The sequence below is a fragment of the Pseudonocardia kujensis genome (genome assembly GCF_021283305.1).
Taxonomy (GTDB): Bacteria; Actinomycetota; Actinomycetes; order Mycobacteriales; family Pseudonocardiaceae; genus Pseudonocardia; species Pseudonocardia kujensis.
Genome location: NZ_JAJSOK010000040.1, coordinates 44648 through 66108, shown reverse-complemented (window position 1 = coordinate 66108; position 21461 = coordinate 44648). Strand labels below are relative to the sequence as shown.

Here is a 21461-nt window from a genome sequence, read left to right as displayed (position 1 = left end):
GCCCGGCCACGGACTCGACATCGAGCAGCTCACGCTGCGGATCAGACCGACCCTGCACACGGGCATCGTCCCAGCGGCCCGAGATCGACTGGCGGTCCGACACCCGAGCTTTTCAGCAGTCTCCTAGGCCGTGTCTCCCAACCCGCCACCACCGCTCCCGGCGCCCACGCCGTCCCCGCCGGCGTTGCCGGGCCACCCGAATACGCCCGGTATGAGGGCGGCCCGGCCGCCTTGCCAGGAACGACGTGGATCACCGGGCCCGGGGGCGCCGGATCGAGAGACACGGCCTAACGGGCCGACCACCCGCCGTCGACGAAGACCTCTGACCCGGTCGTGTACCCGGCGTCCGTGCTCGCGAGGAAGGCGACGGCCGCCGCGACCTCCTCGGGGCGGCCCAGCCGGCCCATCGGCGTGTTCGCCAGCATCGCGGCGTGTCGTTCCGTGCCGGCGAACCGCTCCAGCAGCGGTGCGGTCCCGACGAAGGCGGGGACGACGGCGTTCACCCGGACCCCGCGCGTGGCCCAGTGCAGGGCGGCGTTCATGGTCATCGAGCGGACGGCGCCCTTGGCGGCGGCGTAGGAGAAACTGTTGGCCAGGCCGCCCGTCGCGCCGAGGATCGAGGCGATGTTGACGATCGCCCCGCCGCCGCTGCGTTCGATCACGGGTCCGGTGTGCTTCATGCCGAGCCAGGTCCCGAGCTGGTCGACGTCGACGACCTGGTCCCACCGCTCGCGGGTCTCGGACTCCACGGTCCCGGTGCTGCCGATGCCAGCGTTGTTGACCAGCACGTCCACACCGCCCCAGTGGTCCGCGACGGCGGCGACGACCTCGGTCCAGGCCTGCTCGTCCGCCACGTCGAGACCCAGCGCGAGGGTCGGCCCGTCGAGCTCGGCGCCGAGCTTCTCGCAGGCTCCGGGGTCCACATCGGTCAGCGCGACGCGAGCACCCTCGGCGCCCAGTCGCGCCGCGATCGCGGTGCCGAGGCCGCCGGTGGCGCCGGTCAGGATCACGCGGGTGTCGTCGAGTCGTCGCACAGGGTCTCCAGAGGGGTCGGGTCAGACGGCGGTGTAGCCGCCGTCGACGGGGACGGCGGTGCCCGTGATGAACGAGGCCTGCGTCGAGAGCAGGAACGCGACGGCGGTCGCGATCTCCGTGGGCGCCGCCGTGCGAGCGATCGGCGGGGTGACCCGGCCGGCGATGGCGGTGCGCGGCTCGGGCCGCAGGCCGTGCGGGTCGTCGGCGCTGGACCGGGCCAGTTCCGTGGCGACCGGCCCCGGGCAGACGCAGTTCGCACGCAGCCCACGGTCCGCGTACTCCGCGGCGAGGCTGCGGGTCAGGGCGAGCACCGCCCCCTTCGACGCGTCGTAGGCGCTGGACCGTCCGGCCGCCACCAGGGATCCGACGGAGCCGATGGTGACAATCGCCCCGGCGTCGGCGCGCAGGAGGTGGGGGAGGGCGGCGCGGACGCAGAGGAAGGTCCCGGTGAGGTTGACGTCGACCAGGCGCCGCCACACGGCGAGCGGCATCTCGTCGGTCGGGGTGCCGTCGGTGACCCCCGCGCAGGTCACGAGGCCGTCAAGGCCGCCGAGCAGGTCGACTGCGGTGGCGAGGGCGGCGTCCACCGAGTCGGCGTCGGCGACGTCGCAGGGAAGCTCGCGGGCCGCCGTGCCGCCGTCGGTCAGGGGCCGGATGTCCAGGGCCGCAACGGACGCGCCCTGCGCCGCGAGCAGGTCGACGGTCGCCCGTCCGATTCCGCTCGACGCTCCGGTGACGGCGATTTGCCGTCCGCGCAGCGCGGGGCCGGTGGTCAGCAGCGTCATCGCGCCTCCTCGTCGTCTCGATGACGGCATGAACCTAACTGAACTCAACTCGGTTCATCAACGCTCTTGTCGCGACATCGCTGCCGGTCTACCCTTCGGCCGACTCGAACTGAACTCACCTCAGTAGCATTTCACGAAGGAGTGGAGATGCGTCCTCGACCGACGAGCGCGCTGGCCGCGCTGGCGGCGGTGCTCGCCATCGTGCTGACCGCCTGCGGCGGATCCTCGTCCGGCGGCAGGGCCGCCGTCGACGGGTCCGGCCCCATCAAGATCGGCGCGTGGATCCCGCTGTCCGGCCCCCAGGCCGCGTCGGGTGTGCCCCAGATGGAGGGGGCGAAGGCCTACTTCAGCTGGGTCAACGACCACGGCGGGATCAACGGCCGTCAGGTCGACTGGATCGTGAAGGACAACGCCTACGACCCGCAGCAGACCGTGCAGGCCGCACGGCAGCTCGTCGGGCAGGAGAACGTCGTCGCCATCGTCAACGCGAACGGCGTCGCCCCGTCCGAGGCCGCGTTCCCGTTCGTCCTCGAGCAGTCCCGGGTCCCGATCGTCGACCACTACGGTGGCATCGCGAGCTGGTACAACCCGCCCCGGCCGCTGCTGTTCGGGACGCAGACCCTCTACGAGGACCAGGCCGCGGCGATGGCGCAGTGGGCGGTCCAGTCCGGGGCCCGCAAGCTCGTCGTGGTGCACGACGACCCGAAGGCGTTCGCCGACGTGGCCGGGCAGATCGGGCCCGCGGCGGAGCGGGAGCAGCCCGGCGTCACGACGACCGCGGTACCGGTCAAGCTGGGGACCACGGACTTCGCGCCGGCGGTCAGCCAGGTGAAGGCCGCGGGTGGTGACGCGGTGATGCTGGTCCTCCCGGCTCCCGAGGCCGCGGCGTACCTCAAGGCCGCCGCCCTGCAGGGCGTGTCGCTACCGACCTACGGCTACGCACCGACCGCGTCGGGCACCACGGTGACGCTGGCCGGCCCCGCCGCCGAGGGCTACCACTCGGTGTCGCTGGTCCGCTCGCCCACCGAGCAGACGCCGGAGATGCAGCAGTTCCGGGACGCGATCGCGAAGTACTCGACGGGACAGCCCGCCGACTTCTCCACCCTGCTCGGCTACGCCAACGCGGCGGTCTTCGTGGAGATCGCCAAGACCATCCAGGGGCCGGTGACCTCGGAGTCGATCGCGGCCGCGTACGGCAAGGCGTCGGACGTGAGGACCGGGGTCGCGCCGGACATGTCGTTCTCGGCGCAGTCGCACCTCGGCACCCGGGACGTCCAGCGGGTCACCGTCCGGAACGGCCAGTGGGTCTCCGAGGGCGACTTCGTCAGCGCGCCGGAGCGGGGGTAGGCCGTGGACCTCGACGAGGCACTCGTCACCACCCGCGCCGTCCGACGGCGTCTCGACCCCTCCCGCCCGGTGCCCGCGGACCTGGTCCGCGAGTGCGTGACCCTCGCGATGCAGGCTCCGGCAGGGTCGAACGTCCCCCGGACCCGGTTCGTCGTGGTGCGCGATCCCGCGTTGCGCGGCGCCGTCGCCGACCTCTACTCCGACGTGTACCTGAACTCCTACAAGGACTCCGCGGGGTACATCGGGCGCGTGCAGGTCGCGGACGCCGAGGGGGCGGCCGCGCAGGAGCGCACCGGCCACTCCGCAGACGCACTGGAACGCGCGCTGCACGAGGTCGACACGATCGTCATCGCTTGCCTCGACGGTGCCCGGCTCGACGGTGCCGCCGGGTTCGCGAGCGCATCGCTGCTGGGCGGGGTCCTGCCCGCGGTCTGGAGCATGATGCTCGCCGCGCGGGCCCGAGGCCTGGGCACCTGTTGGACGACGATGCACCTCGCGCGGGAGAAGGAGGTCGCCGAGCTGCTCGACATCCCCTTCGACACGGTTCAGCAGGTCTGCCTCACGCCGCTGGCCTACACGGTGGGCACCGACTTCCGGCCCGCCCGCCGCCCCCCGGCCGACGACGTCCTGTTCTGGGACCGGTGGGACGCCTCGGCGCCGCGCCCGCCCGCCGTCACGGGGCTGATCACCCGATGAGCGAGCTGTTCCTCGTCGTGGTGAGCGGGATCGCCAGCGGTGCCGTCTACGGCCTGCTCGGACTGGGTCTCGTGATCATCTACCGAGCCACCGACGTGGTGAACTTCGCGCTGGCGAGCATGGCCACGCTCGCCGTGTACGTCGCGCTCATGGTCGTGCAGCGCGGGCTCGGGGTGGGGTCCGCTGTGATCGCGGCGGTCCTCGTGGCCGTCGTCCTCGGGCTCGTCGTCCGCGAGCTGGTGATCCGCCCGCTCGGCACGGGGCGGCTGTTCGCCGCCCTGGTGATGACGATGGGGGTGTCGCTGATCGCCGAGGCGGTGATCAGCGACGTCTGGGGGACCGAGCCGCACGCCTTCCCGCCGCTGGTGGGGGGCACCGTGGCGCTCGGCTCGGCCACGCTCGCCACACAGGACCTCGTGGTGATCGGGGTGTCCGCCGTCGCGATGCTCGCCGTGGGCTACCTCTTCACCCGCACCACCCTGGGCTCGGCGATGCGCGCCGCGGCCGAGTCGGCGACCACCGCGCAGATCGTCGGCGTGCCCGCGCAGCGTGTCGCGCGCATCGCGTGGGCGCTCGGCCTGGGGCTCGCCGCGCTCGCGGCGGTCCTCTATGTCCCCCGGGTCGGCCTCGCGCCGACGGTGCTGGCCGCCCCACTGTTCCGGGCGTTCGCCGGCATCTTCCTCGGCGGGCTGACCAGCATGCACGGCGCGGTGATCGGCGGCGTGACGATCGGGGTGCTGGAGAACCTCGCCGCCTCCTACGTCTCGGCGAACTTCCGCGACACCTTCGTCTTCGCGCTGACGATCCTCATCCTGCTGCTGCGGCCGCAAGGCCTCTTCGGCACCCGCAGCTTCGAGAGGGTCTGAGCGCCATGATCCTGACCTGGAAGGTGGCGGTGCGAGCGGTCCTCGGCCCGGTGGCCGCGATGCTGCTCGTGCTGCTCGTCGAGAGCGGGCTCCTGCCCGGGTACCAGGCGTACTCGGTGGCCCTGGCCGCGACCTACACGATCCTGGTGCTGAGCGTCGGGCTGCTGGCGGGCTGGGCGGGCATCTGGTCCGTGGGCCATCCCGCGCTGTTCGCCATCGGCGCGTACACGGTCGCCTACGGCTCGGCGCACGGCTGGGCGTTGGAGCCGACGGTGCTCGTGGCGATGCTGCTCGCCGGCGGCTGCGGTGCGTTCCTCGGGTTCGCCGGGGCGCGCTTCTCGGTGCTCTACATCGCCCTGCTCACCCTGGCCTTCAGCCTCGTCGCGCTCGAGGTCATCAACCGCTGGGTCGACGTGACCGGCGGGGACCAGGGCGTCCCGGTCACCGACCTGCCCAGCGTGACGGGCGCGGGCTCGCTCGGCGCCGGCGGTTCGGAAGCTGTGGTGGCGGCCATCCTGACCGCCGGGATCGTCGTCGGGGTCGCCGTGCTGGCCCGCTCGACGAGCCTGCGGATGCGGATGGTCGCGGCGAAGTCGCACCCGGTGGTGGCCCGTTCGGTCGGGATCGCACCGGAGGCGCAGAGCGCCCTCGCGTTCGGCGTGAGCGGCGCCGCGACCGGGCTGGCCGGCGCCCTGCTCGGGTTGATCACCGGCTTCGTCAGCCCGGAGACGTTCTCGCTGACCCTGGGGATCAACACCGTCGCCGCGGCGGTGCTCGGGGGCGTCGGCGCGGTCGGCGGAGGGGTGTTCGGCGGGATCTTCCTGGCGTTCGCGCCGAGCCTGGCCGGGCTGCTGGGCGTCGACCAGCTGATCCTGCAGGGTGCACTGTTGATCCTCGCGTTGCTGCTCCTGCCCGCCGGGGTGGTGCCCGCGCTCGGGAGCGTGCTGCGCACGCTCCTGCGGCGGGCGCGCCGGCCGGGCGAGCCGTCGGTCGTCGAGACCTCGGACGAGCCGGCCCCGACGCCGGCCGCGGAGCGACGGACGCTCGAGGTCGCCGACCTCGGCGTGGCCTTCGGCGGGCTGCAGGCGCTCGAGGGGGTGTCGCTCTCGGTACCCCCGGGCGAGGTCCTCGCGATCATCGGTCCGAACGGCGCCGGCAAGACGACGCTGGTCAACGCCCTGTGCGGCCTCGTCTCCGGCGGCCGGACGGCGGGCTCGGCGACCTTCGGCGGCGTCGACCTGCTGCGGGCGCGCGCGACCCGTCGCCGACGGCTCGGCATCGGCCGCACCTTCCAGCACGCGGAGGTCTTCACCGAGCTGACGGTCGCCGAGAACCTGCTCTGCACCACGCGGTGGACCACTCCGACGCGCCGACGGGCGGTCGACGCCCTGCTCGGCAGGATCGGCCTCGCGGGCCAGGGGGACGTGCATCCCGACCAGCTGCCCTTCGGTCCGCAGAAGCGGCTCGACCTCGGGCGGGCCGTCGCCGAGCAGCCCGGCCTGCTGATCATGGACGAGCCGTTCGGCGGCCTGGACGCCGAGGAGCGCAGGCTGCTCGCCGCCCAGATCCAGGGCCTGCGCGCGGCGGGGACGTCGGTCGTCGTGATCGACCACGTCCTGGAGGACCTGTTCGCCGTCGCGGACCGGGTGGTGGCGTTCGACTTCGGCCGCCCGATCGGCTCCGGCGCGCCGGACGAGATCCTGGCCGACGACCGCGTCCGCAGCTCCTACCTCGGGACGACGTCCGCGCGGCAACCCCGCACGTCCACCCGCGTCCAGGGGCCGCCCGCGATCGCGCTGTCCGGGGTGAGCCATCGGTACGGCGGGGTGACCGCGCTCGACGCCGTCGACCTGGCCGTCCACCCCGGCGTCGTCCTCGCGGTGGTCGGGGCGAACGGTGCGGGCAAGAGCACGTTGGGGCAGGTCCTGCACGGCACACTCAGTCCCTCCGCGGGGACACGGACCACCGACGGCGCGGTGCGCAGCAGCCTGGTCCCGGAGGGCCGGGCCCTCTTCCGGACGCTGTCGGTGCGGGAGAACCTGGAGGTCGCGGGGTACGCCGCAGGCATATCGGGGCGGGACCTGCGGTCCCGGATCGACCAGACCGTCGAGTGGCTTCCCGAACGCGTCCGGACCCGGCTGTCCATCCCGGCCGCGGCGCTGTCCGGAGGTGAGCAACAGCTCCTCGCCATCGCTCGCGCCTTGATCGCCGACCCGCGCCTCGTCGTCGTCGACGAACCGGCGCTGGGTCTCGCCCCGGCCCTCGTCGACGAGGTGTACGGACGGATCACCGGCCTCGCCGAGGACGGGGTGACCGTGGTGGTCCTGGAGCAGCTCCTCACCCGGGCGCTCGCCGTGGCGCACGAGGTGGTCGTGTTGCACGAGGGCGTGGTCCGGGCGACCGGCTCGCCCGACGATCCGGGCTTCGCCACCCGGGCCGAGCAGGCCTATTTCGGGTCTCCGGTCGTCGGCGGCGTCCGCGCCGGCTGATCGCCCCTTGACAGGGGCGGCGTCGGCCCGCACGATCTAAGATGAATTCAGTTCAGTTTCAGGAGGAACCATGGCAGTCGAGGACGACATCCAGTTCGAGCGTGACGGTCACGTGGCGCGGATCTGGCTGAACCGACCGCACAAGCGCAACTGCATCACCGTGCCGATGCTGCACAAGCTCGACGAGTACATCACCGAGATCGAGGCGGACCCCGAGCTCCGCGTCGTGGTGGTGCGTGGCCGGGCGAACACCTTCTCCTCGGGCTTCGACCTCGACAGCCTGCAGTCGGACTTCATCGGTACCAGCACCGCGATGGACGTCGCGGTCGTGTCGGCGAAGGTCTGCGACCGGCTCTACACCATGACCAAGCCGTCGGTGGCGGTCCTCGAGGGCTACGTGACCGCGGGCGGCTTCGAGGTGATGATCTCCTGCGACTTCGCGATCGCGGACGAGACCGCGCAGATCGGCGACTTCCACATCCGCCGTGCACTGTTCGGCGGCGCCGGCCCGATCTACCGCCTGCCGCGCATGCTGGGCATCCGCAAGACCAAGGAGCTCATGCTCACCGGCAAGCTGCTCTCGGGCAGGGAGGCGGACGAGTTCGACCTGGTCAACGCCAGTGCACCCGCCGAGAAGCTCGACGAGACGGTGGAGGAGTTCATCAGCCACCTCACCGACAAGAGCCCGTTCCAGATGAAGCTCACCAAGATGGCGATCGACCGCGGCCTCGACGCCGACATCGCCTCGCTGATGGTCCTCGAGCACCTGGCCGTGGGCGTCACGCTGAACTCGGAGGACGCCGCCGAAGGCGTCGCGGCCTTCCTGGAGAAGCGCGACGCCAAGTGGACCGGGCGCTGACCGCATCGTGATCGAGTCGGCGGTCCCGCGAGGGGCGCGGGCCGCCGGCGCCACGACCGGTCAGGGCCTGTGGAGGGATGAGATGACGGAGACAGTCGACACGGCGGTCGATGCGGACCCGGTCCTCGCGAACCGCGTGCGCGCGCGGCTCGGCCTCGGCGAGACCCACGCGCTGGCCGTCCTCGAGGGCGGCCGGTCGGGCCTGACCTACACGATCGGGGCAGGTTCGGACCGGGCCGTGGTCAAGGCGGTACCCCCGGGCCGCAGGGCGGTGGGACGCGACGACGTCCTCCACCAGGCCGCGATCCTGGAGGCCCTGGCCGACACCGCGGTTCCGGCGCCCGCGGTGCTCGCCCGCGACACCGAGCAGCCCGCCTGGTTCGCGATGGAGTTCGTCGCGGGTCAGGCGGCGGAGCCGATCCTCGAGGTCGACGCGGCGGTCGAGCCCGCGCTGGCGCGGACCCGGATGCTCGAGGCCGCCCGGATCCTCGGCCTGCTGCACGCCGTGCCGCTCGACGTCGTGGGGCGGAGCCTGGCCGACACCGGCGGGACCCTGCCCGAGGCGATCACCGCCGACGGCGAGGTGGCCCGCTGGGCGAAGACGATGAACGCCGTGCCGGAGGACCTGCGCCCGGGCGGTGCGGAGCTGGTCGAGCGGCTGGCCGCCTCGGTGCCTGCCCCGGTGGCGCCGGTGATCGTGCACGGCGACTTCCGTCTCGGGAACCTGCTGTTCGAGGGCGCGACGCCGACAGCGCTGGTCGACTGGGAGATCTGGAGCCTCGGCGACCCGCGGGTGGACCTCGGCTGGTTCGGGGTGTTCACCGACGGGGCGCTGTTCCCCGGGTCCGGCCGGGTCGTCGAAGGGCTCCCGAGCGAGGCCGAGCTCGCCGAGGCGTACCGCGCGACCCGCGGTGGAGAGGACGGCACCTCGGCGGACGCGGTCTGGTTCAGCGCGCTCGGCCGGATGAAGATGGCGGCGATCATGGGACACAACCTGGTGCGGCACCGCACCGGCGCCCACCACGATCCCGTCCAGGAACAGCTCCCAGGGACCGTCTCGGCGTTGATCACGGACGGCCTGCGGCTGCTGGAGGGGTCCCGATGACCGTTCCCACCCCGGCCGCGCTGTTCGACCTGACGGGCCGCACCGCGCTGGTGACCGGGGCGTCGTCCGGGCTGGGGGAGCGGTTCGTGCGTGTGCTCGTCGCCGCGGGCGCCACGGTCTGGGCGGCGGCGCGGCGCAAGGAGCGCCTCGACGCGCTGGCCGCCGAGGTCCCCGGGCTCCGCACGGCGGCCGCGGACGTGTCGTCGGAGGCGGACCGCGCCGCGCTCGTCGAGCGGGTGGTGGCGGAGTCCGGCCCGATCGACGTGCTGGTCAACAACGCGGGCTCCGGCAGCCCGGCCAAGCCGCACCGGGAGACCAGTGTCGAGTTCGCGGACGTCCTGGGGCTCAATCTCACCGGCCCCTTCCACCTGGCGCAGCTCGCCGCGGCCGCGGCGGGCGGACGCCCCTTGTCGATCGTGAACGTCAGCTCGATCGTCGGGCTGGTCACCACGGCGCCGCGCGGCGGCGCGAGCTACGCGGCGAGCAAGGCGGGCCTGATCGGCCTGACCCGGCAGCTCGCCGGCCACTGGGGCCGCGACGGGGTGCGCGCCAACGCGCTGGCCCCCGGCTGGTTCCGGACCGAGATGAACGACGCGATGTTCGCCGACGACGCGTCGGTGCGCTGGATCGAGCGCAACACCCTGCTGCGTCGGGGTGGTGACCCGGGCGAGCTGGACGGGGCGCTGTTGTTCCTCGCCTCGGCCGCCTCCACCTACTGCACCGGGCAGGTCCTGGCGATCGACGGCGGGTGGACGGCCCGATGACCGCGGTGACCGAGAGCGCCCTCGCGGACTACGCCGCCACCGCTCGGACCTGGCTGGCCGAGCAGCTCACCCCGCGAGGTGACGCGCCGCGCGAGTCGGTCGCGGTGTTCCACGATCTCCCCTTCGACGACGAACGCGCCCTGTTGGGACGTATCCAGGACTGGCTGGGTGCGCGGTACGACGCCGGCTACGGCGCGATCTCGTGGCCGGTCGAGGACGGCGGCGCTGGTCTGTCGGCCTTGCACGAGGAGGCCTTCGCGGAGGTCGAGCGTGAGTTCGAGACGCCCGGGCAGCACGAGCTGACCTCGGTGTCGACCGAGCTGATCGCGCCGACGGTGCAGCTGTTCGGCACGCCGGCGCAGAAGGAGATGCTGGTTCGGCCGCTACTCCGTGGGGACGCCCTGGCGTGCCAGCTGTTCTCCGAGCCCTCGGCGGGGTCGGACCTCGCGGGGCTCGCGACCCGGGCGGTCCGCGACGGCGACGAGTGGGTCGTCAACGGGCAGAAGGTGTGGAGCTCAGGCGCACAGTTCGCGGGCTGGGGCGAGCTGATCTGCCGCACCGACCCGGACGTGCCGAAGCACAAGGGGCTCACCGCCTTCCTGCTGCCGATGGACACCCCCGGAGTGGACGTGCGGCCGCTGCGGCAGATGTCCGGGGGTTCGTCGTTCTGCGAGGTCTTCCTCGACGACGTCCGGATCCCGGACTCGCTGCGCCTGGGCGAGGTCGGCGCGGGCTGGAGCGTCACGCTCGCCACGCTCGGCTTCGAACGGGGGTCGTCCGGGGCGAACATGGACCTGGGCGGCGGGTTCGCCCAGCTCGCGGACGACGCCCGTCGGCTCGGTCGGACCGGGGACCCGGACGTCCGGCGGGTCCTGGCGGACGTCTGGACGGCGGAGAAGGTCGCGGCGCTGTCGGCCCAGCGCGATCGGGAGAGCCGGCTGGCCGGCGGCGAACCGGGTCCCATGGGCTCGCTGCGCAAGCTCGACTGGGCCCAACGACTCAAGCTCGTCTCCGAGGCGGCGGCGCTGGTGCTCGGCCCGCGGCTGGTCGCGGACGCCGGGGACGGGACCTACCGCTGGACCGAGCACTACCTGGGCGCCCCGGGCTACCGGATCGCCGGGGGTTCCGACGAGGTGCAGCGGACGATCATCGCGGAGCGCCTGCTAGGGCTGCCCGCGGAGCCCCGAGGCGATCGGGGCGTGGCGTGGAAGGACATCCCGAGATGAGCTCTCTCGACGCGGCGGTTGCGGCCGCCCGGGCCGTCGACCCGCCGCTGGCCGGTCGACGGGCGCTGGTCACCGGCGGATCGCGCGGCCTGGGCCGCGAGATCGCCATCGCGTTCGCCGCGGCGGGTGCGGACGTGGCGGTGGCCTCGCGCAAGAAGGACGCCTGCGAGGAACTCGCCGAGGAGTTGGCGGCGGCGACCGGGCGTCGGGTGACCGCGCACGCTGCGCACGTCGGCGACTGGGACCGGCTCGACCCGCTGCTCGACGAGGTCGAGCAGGAGCTAGGCCCGCTGGACGTGCTGGTGAACAACGCGGGCATGGCGCCGCTGTACTCCTCCCTCGAGGAGGTGTCGGAAGCGTTGTTCGACAAGGTCTTCGCGGTGAACGTCCGCGGCCCGTTCCGGCTGATGGCCGCGGCGGGGAAGCGGATGGTGGCCCGGGGTGGCGGCGCGATCCTCAACATCTCGTCGATGGGGTCGCAGCGCCCGACGGCGGGGGACCTGCCCTACACGGCGGCGAAGTCGGCGTTGAACACGCTGACGGCGGGGTTCGCGCAGGAGTACGGGCCGTCGGTGCGGGTGAACACGATCCTGGCGGGTCCGTTCGCCACCGACATCAGCAAGGCCTGGGACCCGGAGGCGGTGGCGCGCATGGCGCAGGACTGGCCGGCCAAGCGGGTCGGCGAGCCGCACGAGATCGTCGGTGCGGCGCTGTACCTCTGCGGGCCGCATGCCACGTACACGACCGGCGCCCTGCTCGCCGTCGACGGCGGACGGCTGGCCGCGCCGTGATCGCCGGGAAGACGACCGTCGACGACGCGCTGTTCGTCGAGACCGCGGAGGGCCCGGCGCTGCTCGGCAGCCGGTGCACGGACTGCGCGGCCCACACCTTCCCGCGCCAGGGCGGCTGCCCACGCTGCACGGGGTCGGCGATGGAGGACGTGCCGCTGTCCCGGACGGGCACGCTGTGGTCCTGGACGGTGCAGGGGTTCCGGCCCAAGCCGCCCTACACCGGCACCGAGAACTACGAGCCGTACGGCGTCGGGTACGTCGAGCTGCCCGGGCAGCTGATCGTGGAGACCCGGTTGGTGGAGACCGACCCGGCGAAGCTGGAGATCGGCATGGCCGTGGAGCTGGTGCTCGCCCCCTTCCGGGACGACGAGTTCGGCTGGCCGGTGCACACGTTCGCGTTCGTGGCGGTGACGGCATGAGCGGGGTCGCGATCGTCGGGATCGGGATGCACCGGTTCGGGCGCACCGAGGGCGTCTCGGGCCGGGCGCAGGCGGTCCACGCGGCGCGGGAGGCGTTGCGCGACTGTGGACTGCGCTTCTCCGACATGCAGTTCGGGTTCGGCGGCTCGCACTCTGCGGGCGACGCGGACACCCTGGTCTCCGAGCTCGGGCTGACCGGGCTGCCGTTCATCAACGTGGCCAACGGCTGTGCGACGGGCGGGTCGGCGCTGATCGCCGCAGACGCCGCGATCCGCTCCGGGCAGCACGACGTCGGCATCGTGATCGGGTTCGACAAGCACCCGCGCGGCGCCTTCAACACCGACCCGGCCGAGCACGGCATCGGGGCCTGGTACGGCGAGACCGGGCTGATGGTCACCACGCAGTTCTTCGGCCTGAAGATCCAGCGCTACCTGCACGAGCACGGCATCGCGCCGGGCGTGCTGGCCACGATCGCCGAGAAGGCCTTCCGCAACGGCGCCCGCAACCCGATGGCGTGGCGGCGCAAGGAGATCGACGCCGCGGAGATCGCGGCGGCACCGATGATCTCCCACCCGCTGACCCAGTACATGTACTGCTCGCCCGCCGAGGGTGCGGTCGCGTTGGTCCTGTGCCGGGCGGACAAGGCTCGTGAGTACACCGAGCACCCGGTGTTCCTGCAGGGGGCGGCGTTCCGCTCCCGCCGGTACGGGTCGTTCGAGGTGTTCTCGCCCTGGACGGCCGCGGAGCGGGCGGACTCGCCCACGGCCGAGGCGGCCGCGGCGGCGTTCGCGGCGGCGGGGATCGCCCCGTCGGAGGTCGACGTGGCGCAGATCCAGGACACGGAGTCCGGCGCCGAGCTGATGCACATGGCCGAGACCGGGCTGTGTGCGCACGGCGAGCAGGAGGAGCTGATCGCCTCCGGGGCGACCGCGATCGAGGGCAGGCTGCCGGTCAACACCGACGGTGGCTGCCTGGCCAACGGCGAGCCGATCGGCGCCTCCGGCCTGCGGCAGGTCCACGAGAACGTGCTCCAGCTGCGCGGGGGCGCGGGGGAGCACCAGGTCCCGGGGGACCCGCGAGTCGGGTTCACCCACGTCTACGGGGCGCCGGGCATCTCCGCCTGCACCGTCCTGACCCGGTAGGAGCGAGTCGATGAGCTGGGGATTCGAGAACGACCCGGAGGTCCAGGAGGAGCTCGACTGGGTCGAGAAGTTCGTCCGGACCGAGGTCGAGCCCGTCGACCAGGTGATCGAGCACGCCTGGAACCCGCGGGACCCGGTGCGCAACGCGCTGATCAAGCCCCTGCAACAGCGGGTCCGTGAGAAGAAGCTGTGGGCCTGTCACCTGGGCCCGGAGCTGGGTGGGCCCGGATACGGGCAGCTGCGGCTGGCGCTGCTGAACGAGAAGCTGGGCCGCACCCACTCCGGGCCGGTGGTGTTCGGCTGTCAGGCCCCGGACTCCGGCAACGCGGAGATCCTGGCCCACTACGGCACCGACCACCTCAAGAAGACCTACCTCGAGCCGCTCGTCGAGGGCGAGATCGTGTCGTGCTTCTCGATGACCGAGCCGCACGGCGGGTCGGACCCGACGGGCTTCCGCACCACCGCCCGCCTCGAGGGCGACGAGTGGGTCATCAACGGGGAGAAGTGGTTCTCCTCCCACGCGCTGTGGGCGGAGTTCCTGATCGTGATGGCGGTGACCGAGCCGGACGCTCCGGCGCACAAGTCGATGTCGATGTTCGTGGTGCCCGCGGACACCCCGGGGATCGAGCGGCTGCGTGACGTGTCCGTGTGGGGGCACGACGAGCCGGTCGGCAGCCACAACTACCTGCGCTACACCGACGTCCGCGTGCCGGCGGAGAACATCCTCGGCGAGCGCGGGCAGGCCTTTGCGGTGGCCCAGACCCGCCTCGGCGGCGGCCGCATCCACCACGCGATGCGCACGGTCGGGCTGGTGCAGTCGGCGTTCGAGATGATGACGCGCCGCGCGGTGTCGCGTACCACCAGGGGCGAGCGGCTGGCGGACAAGCAGCTGGTGCAGGAGATGATCGCGGACTCGTGGATCCAGCTCGAGCAGTTCCGGCTGCTGGTGCTGCGCACGGCGTGGCGGATCGACCGGTACAACGACTACCGCAAGGTCCGCGCGGACATCTCCGCGGTCAAGGCGGCGATGCCGAAGGTGCTGGCCGACGTGGCCGGGCGGGCCATCCAGGTCCACGGCTCGCTCGGCATCAGCAAGGAGCTGCCGTTCGGGAAGTGGGTCATGGAGTCCTTCCACATGGGACTCGCCGACGGCGCAACCGAGGTGCACAAGGTCAACCTCGCGCAGTTCCTCCTGCGCGGCACCGAGCCGGACGACGGGCTGTTCCCGCCGTACCTCATCCCCGTCCGTCAGGCGGAGGCCCGCGAGCGGTTCGCCGACGTGCTGGCTGCCGTGGACGATGGTGGGCCCGCATGATCCCCCGGCTCACCCCGGACTCCGACGCCGAGGACCTGCGCGCGGCCGTCCGCGACTTCCTGGCACGGCACACCGAACCCGCGCGAGAGCCCGACCAGCCATGGGATCCGACGGTCTGGAAGCGGCTGGCGGGCGAGCTCGGCGTCGTGGCCCTCGACGTCCCGGAGGCGGCGGGCGGTGCGGGCGCGACCTTCCGCGAGGTCGGCGTGGTCGCCGAGGAGCTGGGCCGGTCCCTGGCCCGACTGCCGTGGTTCTCCACGGCGGTCCTCGGCGTGGGCGTGCTGCTCCACACCGGAGGAGACGACGAGCTGCTCGCCGAGCTGGCGGCGGGATCGACGACCGCGACCCTCGCCGAGCGCGAGGCGCCCGGCGGGCAGGCCACCCGGGCGGAGGAGGATGCCGGCGGATGGCGGCTGACCGGGGGCAAGACGCTCGTCGTGGAGGGCGCCACGGCGGACCTGCTGTTCGCCGTCGCCGCGGTCGACGGGCAGTCCGCGGTCTTCGTCGTCGACGCGGAGGCCGACGGCCTCACCCGCACGCCGATGCGGGCGCTGGACCCCAACCGGCAGCTGGCGGACGTGGTGTTCGACCGGACCCCGGCGACGCTGCTCGCCGCCGACGCGCAGGAGGTGCTCGACCGCGTGCACGACCGCGCGGCCGCGGCGCTGGCCTGCGAGCAGACCGGGGGAGCAGCGGCGGCCCTGGAGCTCTCCGCGACCTACGCGGCACAACGGCTGCAGTTCGGCCGCCCGATCGGCAGCTTCCAGGCGATCAAGCACCGGTGCGCCGACATGGCCGTACGGGTGGAGGCGGCCCGCTCGGCGTCGCTCTGGGCCGCGGCCACCGCCGCGGACGATCCCGCGGAGCTGCCGACCGCCGCGGCCACCGCCGCCCTCGTGTGCGGCGAGGCCTACCGTTGGGTCGCGGCCGAGACCGTGCAGGTCCACGGCGGTATCGGCTTCACCTGGGAGCACCCCGCGCACCTGCACGTCCGGCGGGCGGCGACGACGGCCGTCCTGGTGGCGGCGCCCGCCGCGCACCGGGAGGCCCTGCTCGCACGGCTCGGCATCTGAGACCACTTCGACGCAGAGAGGCGGCGACGCATGCCGGAAGCACCGACCCCGACCGACCCGGTCGACCTCCTCGTCCTCGGCGGCGGCATGGCGGGCATGACCGCCGCCGCCCGCGCCGCCCGGTCCGGGCTGCGGGTGACCGTCGTGGAGCGGGCCCCGGAGCTGGGGGGATCGGCGCAGTTCGCCGGCTACCTCTGGACCGCCCCGGACACCGCGACGATGGACGAGATCAACCCGCACGGGGATCCGGAGCTCAAGGCCGCCGTGGTCGGCCGGTTCGCCGACGCCGTCGCGTTCCTCCGGGACCTGGAGGTCCCCGTCGCGGACGCGGTCACGATCCTGCGGTTCGGCCGCGGCCACGCGTTCGATACCACCCTCTACATCGACACGTGCCGGCGAGCCGTGCTCGCCCAGGGGTCGGTCACCACCGGCGCGCGAACCACGACGCTCACGATCGACGCCGAGGGCCGGGTCTCCGGCGCGGAGCTGCTCCTCGCAGACGGCTCGCCCCGCACCGTGCGGGCCGGGGCGACCCTCCTGGCGACCGGTGGGTTCCAGGCGGACGCGGAGCTGCGGGCGCGGTACGTGCACGCGCAGGCCCGGGAGGTGACCCTGCGCTCCAACCCCTGGAGCAGCGGCGACGGGCTGCGGCTGGCCACCGAGGCGGGCGGGGCCGTGACCGGCGAGGGGAGCGGCTTCTACGGGCACCTGGTTCCGGCCCACGTGGACCTGGAGCCCGAGCACTTCGTGGACCTCGCCCTCTACTACAGCGAGCACGCGCTGCTGTTCAACCTCGCCGGCGAGCGCTTCGTCGACGAGACCGTGGGCGACCACCTGACCGCCATGGCGCTGCTCGACCAGCCGGAGGGCCGAGGCCTGCTGGTGACGGACGCCCGCGGCTACCGCGAGTACATCACCGGGTCCTACGTGGAGGGTGCGCCCGCCACCGACAAGTTCGCGCTGGCCCGGCGGAAGGGCGGCCGGTGTGTCGTCGCCGACGACGCGGACGACTTCCGCGCCATGCCGGAGGAGTGGGGCTACGACGGGGAGCGGATCGCCGAGGAGGTGGCCCGGCTCGCCGGCGGGGCGCCGCCGAGCCCGCCGCGCACGATCGACCCTCGGCCGCTCGCCGAGGCGCCCTACTACGTCGTCGAGGTCGCAGCCGCGCTCACCTTCCCGTTCGCCGGGATCCGGATCGACGCGCGGGGACGTGTCCTCGGCGCGTCGGGGGACGTGGTGCCCGGGCTGTACGCGGCGGGATCGGACGTCGGCGGGATCTACGCCGGCGCCTACGCGGGCGGCATCGCCGCCGCGGCCGCGACCGGCCTCGCCGCGGCGGACGACGTGGTGAGCACGAAGTGAACCCGGTTCGGGCACGCGGCTAGGCTGAGCCACCGGACGAGGGAGTGGTGACGTGAGCATCGAGGCTCTGACCGAGGCGGACGACGGGCCGCGGTCGAAGCGGCCCGCGATCCTGGCCGCGGCCGTGGAGTGCTTCGGCGAGGTCGGCTACGAGGCCACCAAGTGGTCCGAGGTGGCGGACCGGGTCGGCATCGGGCAGACCGCGCTCTACCACTACTTCGAGTCCAAGGCGCACTGCCTGCTCACGATCATGCGGCTCGGGCTGCGCAACTCCGACGCCGCGTTCCGCGAGGCCACGGCGGGGGCGTCCAGCTCGTCGGACGCCCTGCGGGCCGCGGTCGAGGCCGCGTACGCGCTCTCGCCGCAGGAGGTGCAGCAGAACCGCATCCTGCAGAGCAACATCGCCCTGCTGGCCAACGAGCGGGCCTCGCGCCGCGAGGAGACCGAGCGGCAGGCGTGCCGCGAGCTGGTGGCACAGGTCGAGCACAACTGGGCGGAGCTGCTCGAACGCGGGATGGCCGCGGGGGAGTTCCCCCGCCGCGACCCGCAGATGATGGCCCGCAGCCTGCTCGGCCTCGTTGTCGGCGTCTGGCGCTGGTACCGGCCCGGCGGCCCGCTCGAGCTGCGGACCATCTCGGACTTCATCACCGGGTGCTGCGTGCGGATGGTGGCGGGCCGGGAGCCGGACGCCGGCTGAGCCCCTTGCCTCCGGGCCCGGGCCTCCCTAGTCTGAACTCAATCAAACTGAACTCAGCTCAGTTAGGTGGAGCCGGTCGGTCGTGACCCTCCACACGGGGCCCACCGTCAGGGAGGACGGTCGACATGATCATCGAGGACTACTACGCGCAGCTCGACGGCGCGACGCCGCTGGCCGGGCTCGACCTGGTGGAACCGGACGTCGAGTTCCTGATCGCGCTGCCGGGCCAGGAGATCACAGGTTCCGGCCGCGCCGATCTCGAGGCGTACATCGCCGGGCGGCCCGCGGTCGGACGGCGCCACCGGATCGTCTCGCGTGGGACCGACGGCGACCTGGAGATGGTCTACGGGATCATCACCGAGGGCGACGGCCGGGGGACCGGCTCGTTCTCCTCGGTGGCGCTGGTGTCGCCGGACAAGCGCCTGGTCCGCTACCAGGCCTTCTTCCACCCCACCTTCGGCATGTTCCCGCTGCCCACGGGCGGTGCCGCGTGAGCGCCCCGTTCCTGGCGAAGTGGTTCGACACCCTCGACGGCGGTTCCCCGGACGACATCCTCGACATGATCGCGCCGGACTTCCGCTTCTCGATCGTGTTCGGCACCGGCGGCGAGGCGGCCCGGGACTTCGCGGGCGGCCGCGAGGCGATGGAGGGGTACCTCCGCCAGCGGGAGAAGGGCGTGCTGACCCATCACGTGCTGTCCGCCTCGACCGTCGGATCCGACGAGCTGGTGCTGGGTCAGGCGCGGCGCGGCGGGAAGTTCGAGTCGACGTTCGTCGCCGCGGCTCGGCTGGACGACTCGGGGCAGGTGGTCGGTCTGATGATCGGCCGCTCCCCGGAGTTCGACATCGAGGCCTGAGAATCAAGAGGAGACCGGAGATGTTCAACCTCGCCCTGCTCGCCGCCCGTCCCTCGGACTGGACGCACGAGCAGTTCATCACCTGGTGGCGCGGCGAGCACGCCGAGGTGACCTACCCCCTGCCGGGGCTGCGGGCCTGGCGCCACACCGCCGTGTCGAGCGCGCTCGAGCCGCGGTCGGAGGGCTGGGACGGCCTGTCCGTCCTGAGCTTCGACGACGAGGCAGCCGCCCGCGCCGCCCTCGCGAGCGACGAGTGGGCCGCCGCGGTCCGGCACGTGGGCGCCATGCGGGGCAAGCGGATCGCCCTGCTCGGCGACGAGCGCGAGATGTTCCGGGCCTGAGATGCGACAGCTCGTTCTGGACCTGGACCGGCGCGCCGCGGCGGCGCCGGACGACGTCGTCGCGATCGACGCCGACGGCCCGCACCGGCTCGCCGCGATCCTGGAGCAGGGCGCCGCGCTGGCCGCGGCGCTGCGCGAGGCGACCGGCCCCCGCCCCACGCTGCTGGTGCAGGCGGACAACTCGTGGCGCACCGTCGTCGCCGCCGTGGCAGTGGGCAGGCTCGCGGGCACGCTCGCCCTGATCAGTAGGCACGCGACTCGGCAGGAGTTCGCCGCGGCGTGCGAGGACATCGACCCGGACGCCGTCGTCGCCGCCCCCGGCATCAGCCAGGACTGGGCGGTCGGGCTCCCTGCGGCGGCCGAGGTCCTGGACGGCTGGCGGCTCGCGGCCCGGCCCGCCCGCGACGGCGACCGCTGGCGGGGTGGGGTCGTCATCGGCCTGACCTCGGGCTCGACCGGCCGCGCCAAGGGTGTGGTGCAGTCCGAGGCGTCGCTGCGCTACGCCGGGCAGGCCACGATCGACGCGGTCGGGTTACGGCCCGGGGACACGGTCGCCGCACTCGTCCCGCTGTCGTCCGCCGCCGCCGTCTGCTTCGGCCTGTACCTGCCGCTCATGCTCGGCGGGCGCGTGCTGCTGGCGGACCGCTGGGACCCGGCCGCCGCGGTCGACCTGATGGCCGAGCACGATGCCCGCTGGACGATGTGTGTGCCCACGATGGCGCTGCAGATGGGCGCGGCTGCCCGTGAGCCGGGCCTGCTGACCGCGATGACGGCGATGACCGTCGGCGGGGGTCCGATGGACGCGGGCGCGCTGGGCCGGGCCGAGCGGTACCTCGGGACGCGCTTCCTGCGGGTCTTCGGGATGTCGGAATGCCTGGGCCACACCACCTCGCTCCCCGGCGACACTCCCGAGAAGCGACTCGGGACCGACGGCGTTCCCTTCCCGGGCACCGAGCTGCGGGCCGTCGACGAGGGCGGCGCGCCGCTGCCGGTCGGGGCGACCGGACGGGCCCAGGTGTGCGGCCCCTCGCTGTTCGAGGGTTACGCGCGGGCCGGGGCCGTGGTCTCGCCCGAGCTGACCGCGGACGGGTTCTTCTCGACCGGCGACCTCGTCGAGACCGCTTCGGACGGCACGATCTCGATCAAGGGCCGGGAGAAGGACATCATCATCCGCGGCGGGCGCAACATCGACATCACCGAGGTCGAGACCGCGGTGGCCCGTCACCCGCAGGTCGACCAGGTCTGCGTGGTCCCGGTGCCGGACGAGGTGCTGGGGGAGCGGATCGCGGTCCTGCTGGTCACCGAGCGGGCCGATCTCGACCTCGCCGAGCTGCAGCGTCATCTCGGCGAGCTCGGCCTGATGAAGGGCAAGTGGCCGGAGTTCGTGTTCCGGGTGGAGGCGCTGCCGCAGAACCGGGTGGGCAAGCTCTCCCGCGCCGACGCGTCCCGGCTGGCCCGCGAGCTGCGGGACGGGGCCCCGGCGTGACGACAGCAGCCCGCCGGTTCGAGGGCTCGGTCGCCGTCGTCACCGGGGCCGGCTCCGGCCTCGGGACCGCCGCGGCAGAGCGGCTGGCCGCCGAGGGGGCCACCGTCGCGCTGCTCGACCGCGACCTGCGGGCCGTGGCCGAACTGGCCGACGAGCTCCCCCACGCCACCGCGCACGAGGTCGACGTGACCGACGCGGCCGCCGTCGACACGGTGATCGACACGGTGGCGGCCCGGCACGGTCGGATCGACGCCCTGGTCAACAACGCCGGCGTGATCGGCCCGCAGGTGCCGCTCCACGAGACGACCGACGCGATCTGGTCGACCGTCATGCGGGTCAACGCCGACGGCACGTTCCACGTGCTGCGCGCCACCCTGCGGGCCATGGTCGCGGGCGAGGGCGGTGCCGTGGTGAACATGGCCTCCTCGTCCGGGTTGTCGGGCAAGCCCAACATGGTGCCGTACAGCTTCTCGAAGGCCGGGGTCGTCGGGCTGACCCGCTCCGCGGCCATCGAGTACGCGGCCCGCGGGGTGCGGGTCAATGCCGTTGCCCCGACCGCCGTCCGTACACCGCTGGTGGAGCGGCACATCCAGAACGCGCCCGACCCGTCCACGATGGAGCGCCTGGTCACCTCCCAGACCCCGATCCCCGGGCTGCCCACGCCCGCGGACGTCGCCGGGGTGGTGGCCTTCCTGCTCTCCGCCGAGGCCGCGTGGATCACCGGCCTCACTGTGCCTGTCGACGGCGGGTACCACGCCAGCTAGCAGTCACCGTCCACGACCTCAGGGCCACGGCCCGGGTCGACGC

At 73.2% G+C, this 21461-nt stretch carries 22 protein-coding genes; 20 read left to right on the top strand and 2 right to left on the bottom strand.

Features of this window, described 5'->3' with window-relative positions; translation table 11 throughout:
• Nucleotides 1-287: 287 nt before the first annotated feature.
• Together LWC35_RS24660 and LWC35_RS24655 are read right to left on the bottom strand one after the other, a co-directional pair.
• Entirely contained in the window at nucleotides 288-1034 is a 747-nt protein-coding gene (locus tag LWC35_RS24660) for an SDR family NAD(P)-dependent oxidoreductase (RefSeq protein ID WP_232872630.1), read from the bottom strand.
• 21 nt (nucleotides 1035-1055) lie between these two features.
• Complete coding sequence (locus LWC35_RS24655) at nucleotides 1056-1820, bottom strand: SDR family NAD(P)-dependent oxidoreductase (protein WP_232872629.1); 765 nt, start codon at nucleotides 1818-1820, stop codon at nucleotides 1056-1058.
• Between the two features lie 147 nt (nucleotides 1821-1967).
• Between LWC35_RS24655 and LWC35_RS24650 the strand changes: the two genes are divergently transcribed.
• The 20 genes from LWC35_RS24650 (at nucleotide 1968) to LWC35_RS24555 (ending at nucleotide 21418) form a co-directional block, all read left to right on the top strand.
• The gene (locus LWC35_RS24650) at nucleotides 1968-3167 is read left to right on the top strand and encodes an ABC transporter substrate-binding protein (RefSeq protein WP_232872628.1); all 1200 of its coding nucleotides are present in this window, start codon (nucleotides 1968-1970) and stop codon (nucleotides 3165-3167) included.
• Between the two features lie 3 nt (nucleotides 3168-3170).
• The gene (locus tag LWC35_RS24645) at nucleotides 3171-3863 is read left to right on the top strand and encodes a nitroreductase family protein (protein WP_232872627.1); all 693 of its coding nucleotides are present in this window, start codon (nucleotides 3171-3173) and stop codon (nucleotides 3861-3863) included.
• The gene (locus LWC35_RS24640; RefSeq protein ID WP_232872626.1) at nucleotides 3860-4729 is read left to right on the top strand and encodes a branched-chain amino acid ABC transporter permease; all 870 of its coding nucleotides are present in this window, start codon (nucleotides 3860-3862) and stop codon (nucleotides 4727-4729) included. The genes LWC35_RS24645 and LWC35_RS24640 overlap by 4 nt, the downstream gene beginning before the upstream one ends.
• A 5-nt stretch (nucleotides 4730-4734) precedes the next feature.
• Nucleotides 4735-7218 (top strand): ATP-binding cassette domain-containing protein, encoded by a 2484-nt coding sequence (locus LWC35_RS24635; RefSeq protein WP_232872625.1) that lies wholly within the window; start codon nucleotides 4735-4737, stop codon nucleotides 7216-7218.
• A gap of 70 nt (nucleotides 7219-7288) precedes the next feature.
• Nucleotides 7289-8077, top strand: a complete 789-nt coding sequence (locus LWC35_RS24630) for an enoyl-CoA hydratase/isomerase family protein (RefSeq protein WP_232872624.1) — start codon at nucleotides 7289-7291, stop codon at nucleotides 8075-8077.
• Between the two features lie 82 nt (nucleotides 8078-8159).
• A complete protein-coding gene (locus LWC35_RS24625; protein ID WP_232872623.1) occupies nucleotides 8160-9182 on the top strand; it encodes a phosphotransferase family protein in 1023 nt (340 codons plus the stop codon).
• A complete protein-coding gene (locus tag LWC35_RS24620; RefSeq protein WP_232872622.1) occupies nucleotides 9179-9946 on the top strand; it encodes an SDR family NAD(P)-dependent oxidoreductase in 768 nt (255 codons plus the stop codon). The genes LWC35_RS24625 and LWC35_RS24620 overlap by 4 nt, the downstream gene beginning before the upstream one ends.
• The gene (locus tag LWC35_RS24615) at nucleotides 9943-11172 is read left to right on the top strand and encodes an acyl-CoA dehydrogenase family protein (RefSeq protein WP_232872621.1); all 1230 of its coding nucleotides are present in this window, start codon (nucleotides 9943-9945) and stop codon (nucleotides 11170-11172) included. Before LWC35_RS24620 ends, LWC35_RS24615 begins: the two co-directional genes overlap by 4 nt.
• Complete coding sequence (locus LWC35_RS24610; RefSeq protein ID WP_232872620.1) at nucleotides 11169-11963, top strand: SDR family NAD(P)-dependent oxidoreductase; 795 nt, start codon at nucleotides 11169-11171, stop codon at nucleotides 11961-11963. The genes LWC35_RS24615 and LWC35_RS24610 overlap by 4 nt, the downstream gene beginning before the upstream one ends.
• The gene (locus LWC35_RS24605; RefSeq protein WP_232872619.1) at nucleotides 11960-12382 is read left to right on the top strand and encodes a Zn-ribbon domain-containing OB-fold protein; all 423 of its coding nucleotides are present in this window, start codon (nucleotides 11960-11962) and stop codon (nucleotides 12380-12382) included. The genes LWC35_RS24610 and LWC35_RS24605 overlap by 4 nt, the downstream gene beginning before the upstream one ends.
• A complete protein-coding gene (locus tag LWC35_RS24600; RefSeq protein WP_232872618.1) occupies nucleotides 12379-13524 on the top strand; it encodes a thiolase family protein in 1146 nt (381 codons plus the stop codon). Before LWC35_RS24605 ends, LWC35_RS24600 begins: the two co-directional genes overlap by 4 nt.
• 10 nt (nucleotides 13525-13534) lie before the next feature.
• The gene (locus LWC35_RS24595) at nucleotides 13535-14839 is read left to right on the top strand and encodes an acyl-CoA dehydrogenase family protein (protein ID WP_232872617.1); all 1305 of its coding nucleotides are present in this window, start codon (nucleotides 13535-13537) and stop codon (nucleotides 14837-14839) included.
• Nucleotides 14836-15912, top strand: coding sequence for an acyl-CoA dehydrogenase family protein (locus LWC35_RS24590; protein WP_232872616.1), 1077 nt, complete (start codon nucleotides 14836-14838; stop codon nucleotides 15910-15912). Before LWC35_RS24595 ends, LWC35_RS24590 begins: the two co-directional genes overlap by 4 nt.
• Nucleotides 15913-15942: 30 nt before the next feature.
• Complete coding sequence (locus LWC35_RS24585) at nucleotides 15943-17274, top strand: FAD-dependent oxidoreductase (RefSeq protein WP_232872615.1); 1332 nt, start codon at nucleotides 15943-15945, stop codon at nucleotides 17272-17274.
• Nucleotides 17275-17326: 52 nt separating this feature from the next.
• Nucleotides 17327-17971 (top strand): TetR/AcrR family transcriptional regulator, encoded by a 645-nt coding sequence (locus tag LWC35_RS24580; protein WP_037048929.1) that lies wholly within the window; start codon nucleotides 17327-17329, stop codon nucleotides 17969-17971.
• A gap of 125 nt (nucleotides 17972-18096) precedes the next feature.
• Nucleotides 18097-18465, top strand: coding sequence for a nuclear transport factor 2 family protein (locus LWC35_RS24575; protein WP_232872614.1), 369 nt, complete (start codon nucleotides 18097-18099; stop codon nucleotides 18463-18465).
• Nucleotides 18462-18827, top strand: coding sequence for a hypothetical protein (locus LWC35_RS24570; RefSeq protein ID WP_232872613.1), 366 nt, complete (start codon nucleotides 18462-18464; stop codon nucleotides 18825-18827). Before LWC35_RS24575 ends, LWC35_RS24570 begins: the two co-directional genes overlap by 4 nt.
• Before the next feature lie 20 nt (nucleotides 18828-18847).
• Nucleotides 18848-19168 (top strand): EthD family reductase, encoded by a 321-nt coding sequence (locus LWC35_RS24565; protein ID WP_232872612.1) that lies wholly within the window; start codon nucleotides 18848-18850, stop codon nucleotides 19166-19168.
• 1 nt (nucleotide 19169) lies between these two features.
• The gene (locus tag LWC35_RS24560) at nucleotides 19170-20654 is read left to right on the top strand and encodes a class I adenylate-forming enzyme family protein (RefSeq protein ID WP_232872611.1); all 1485 of its coding nucleotides are present in this window, start codon (nucleotides 19170-19172) and stop codon (nucleotides 20652-20654) included.
• Nucleotides 20651-21418 (top strand): SDR family NAD(P)-dependent oxidoreductase, encoded by a 768-nt coding sequence (locus LWC35_RS24555; protein WP_232872610.1) that lies wholly within the window; start codon nucleotides 20651-20653, stop codon nucleotides 21416-21418. Before LWC35_RS24560 ends, LWC35_RS24555 begins: the two co-directional genes overlap by 4 nt.
• Nucleotides 21419-21461 lie beyond the last annotated feature (43 nt).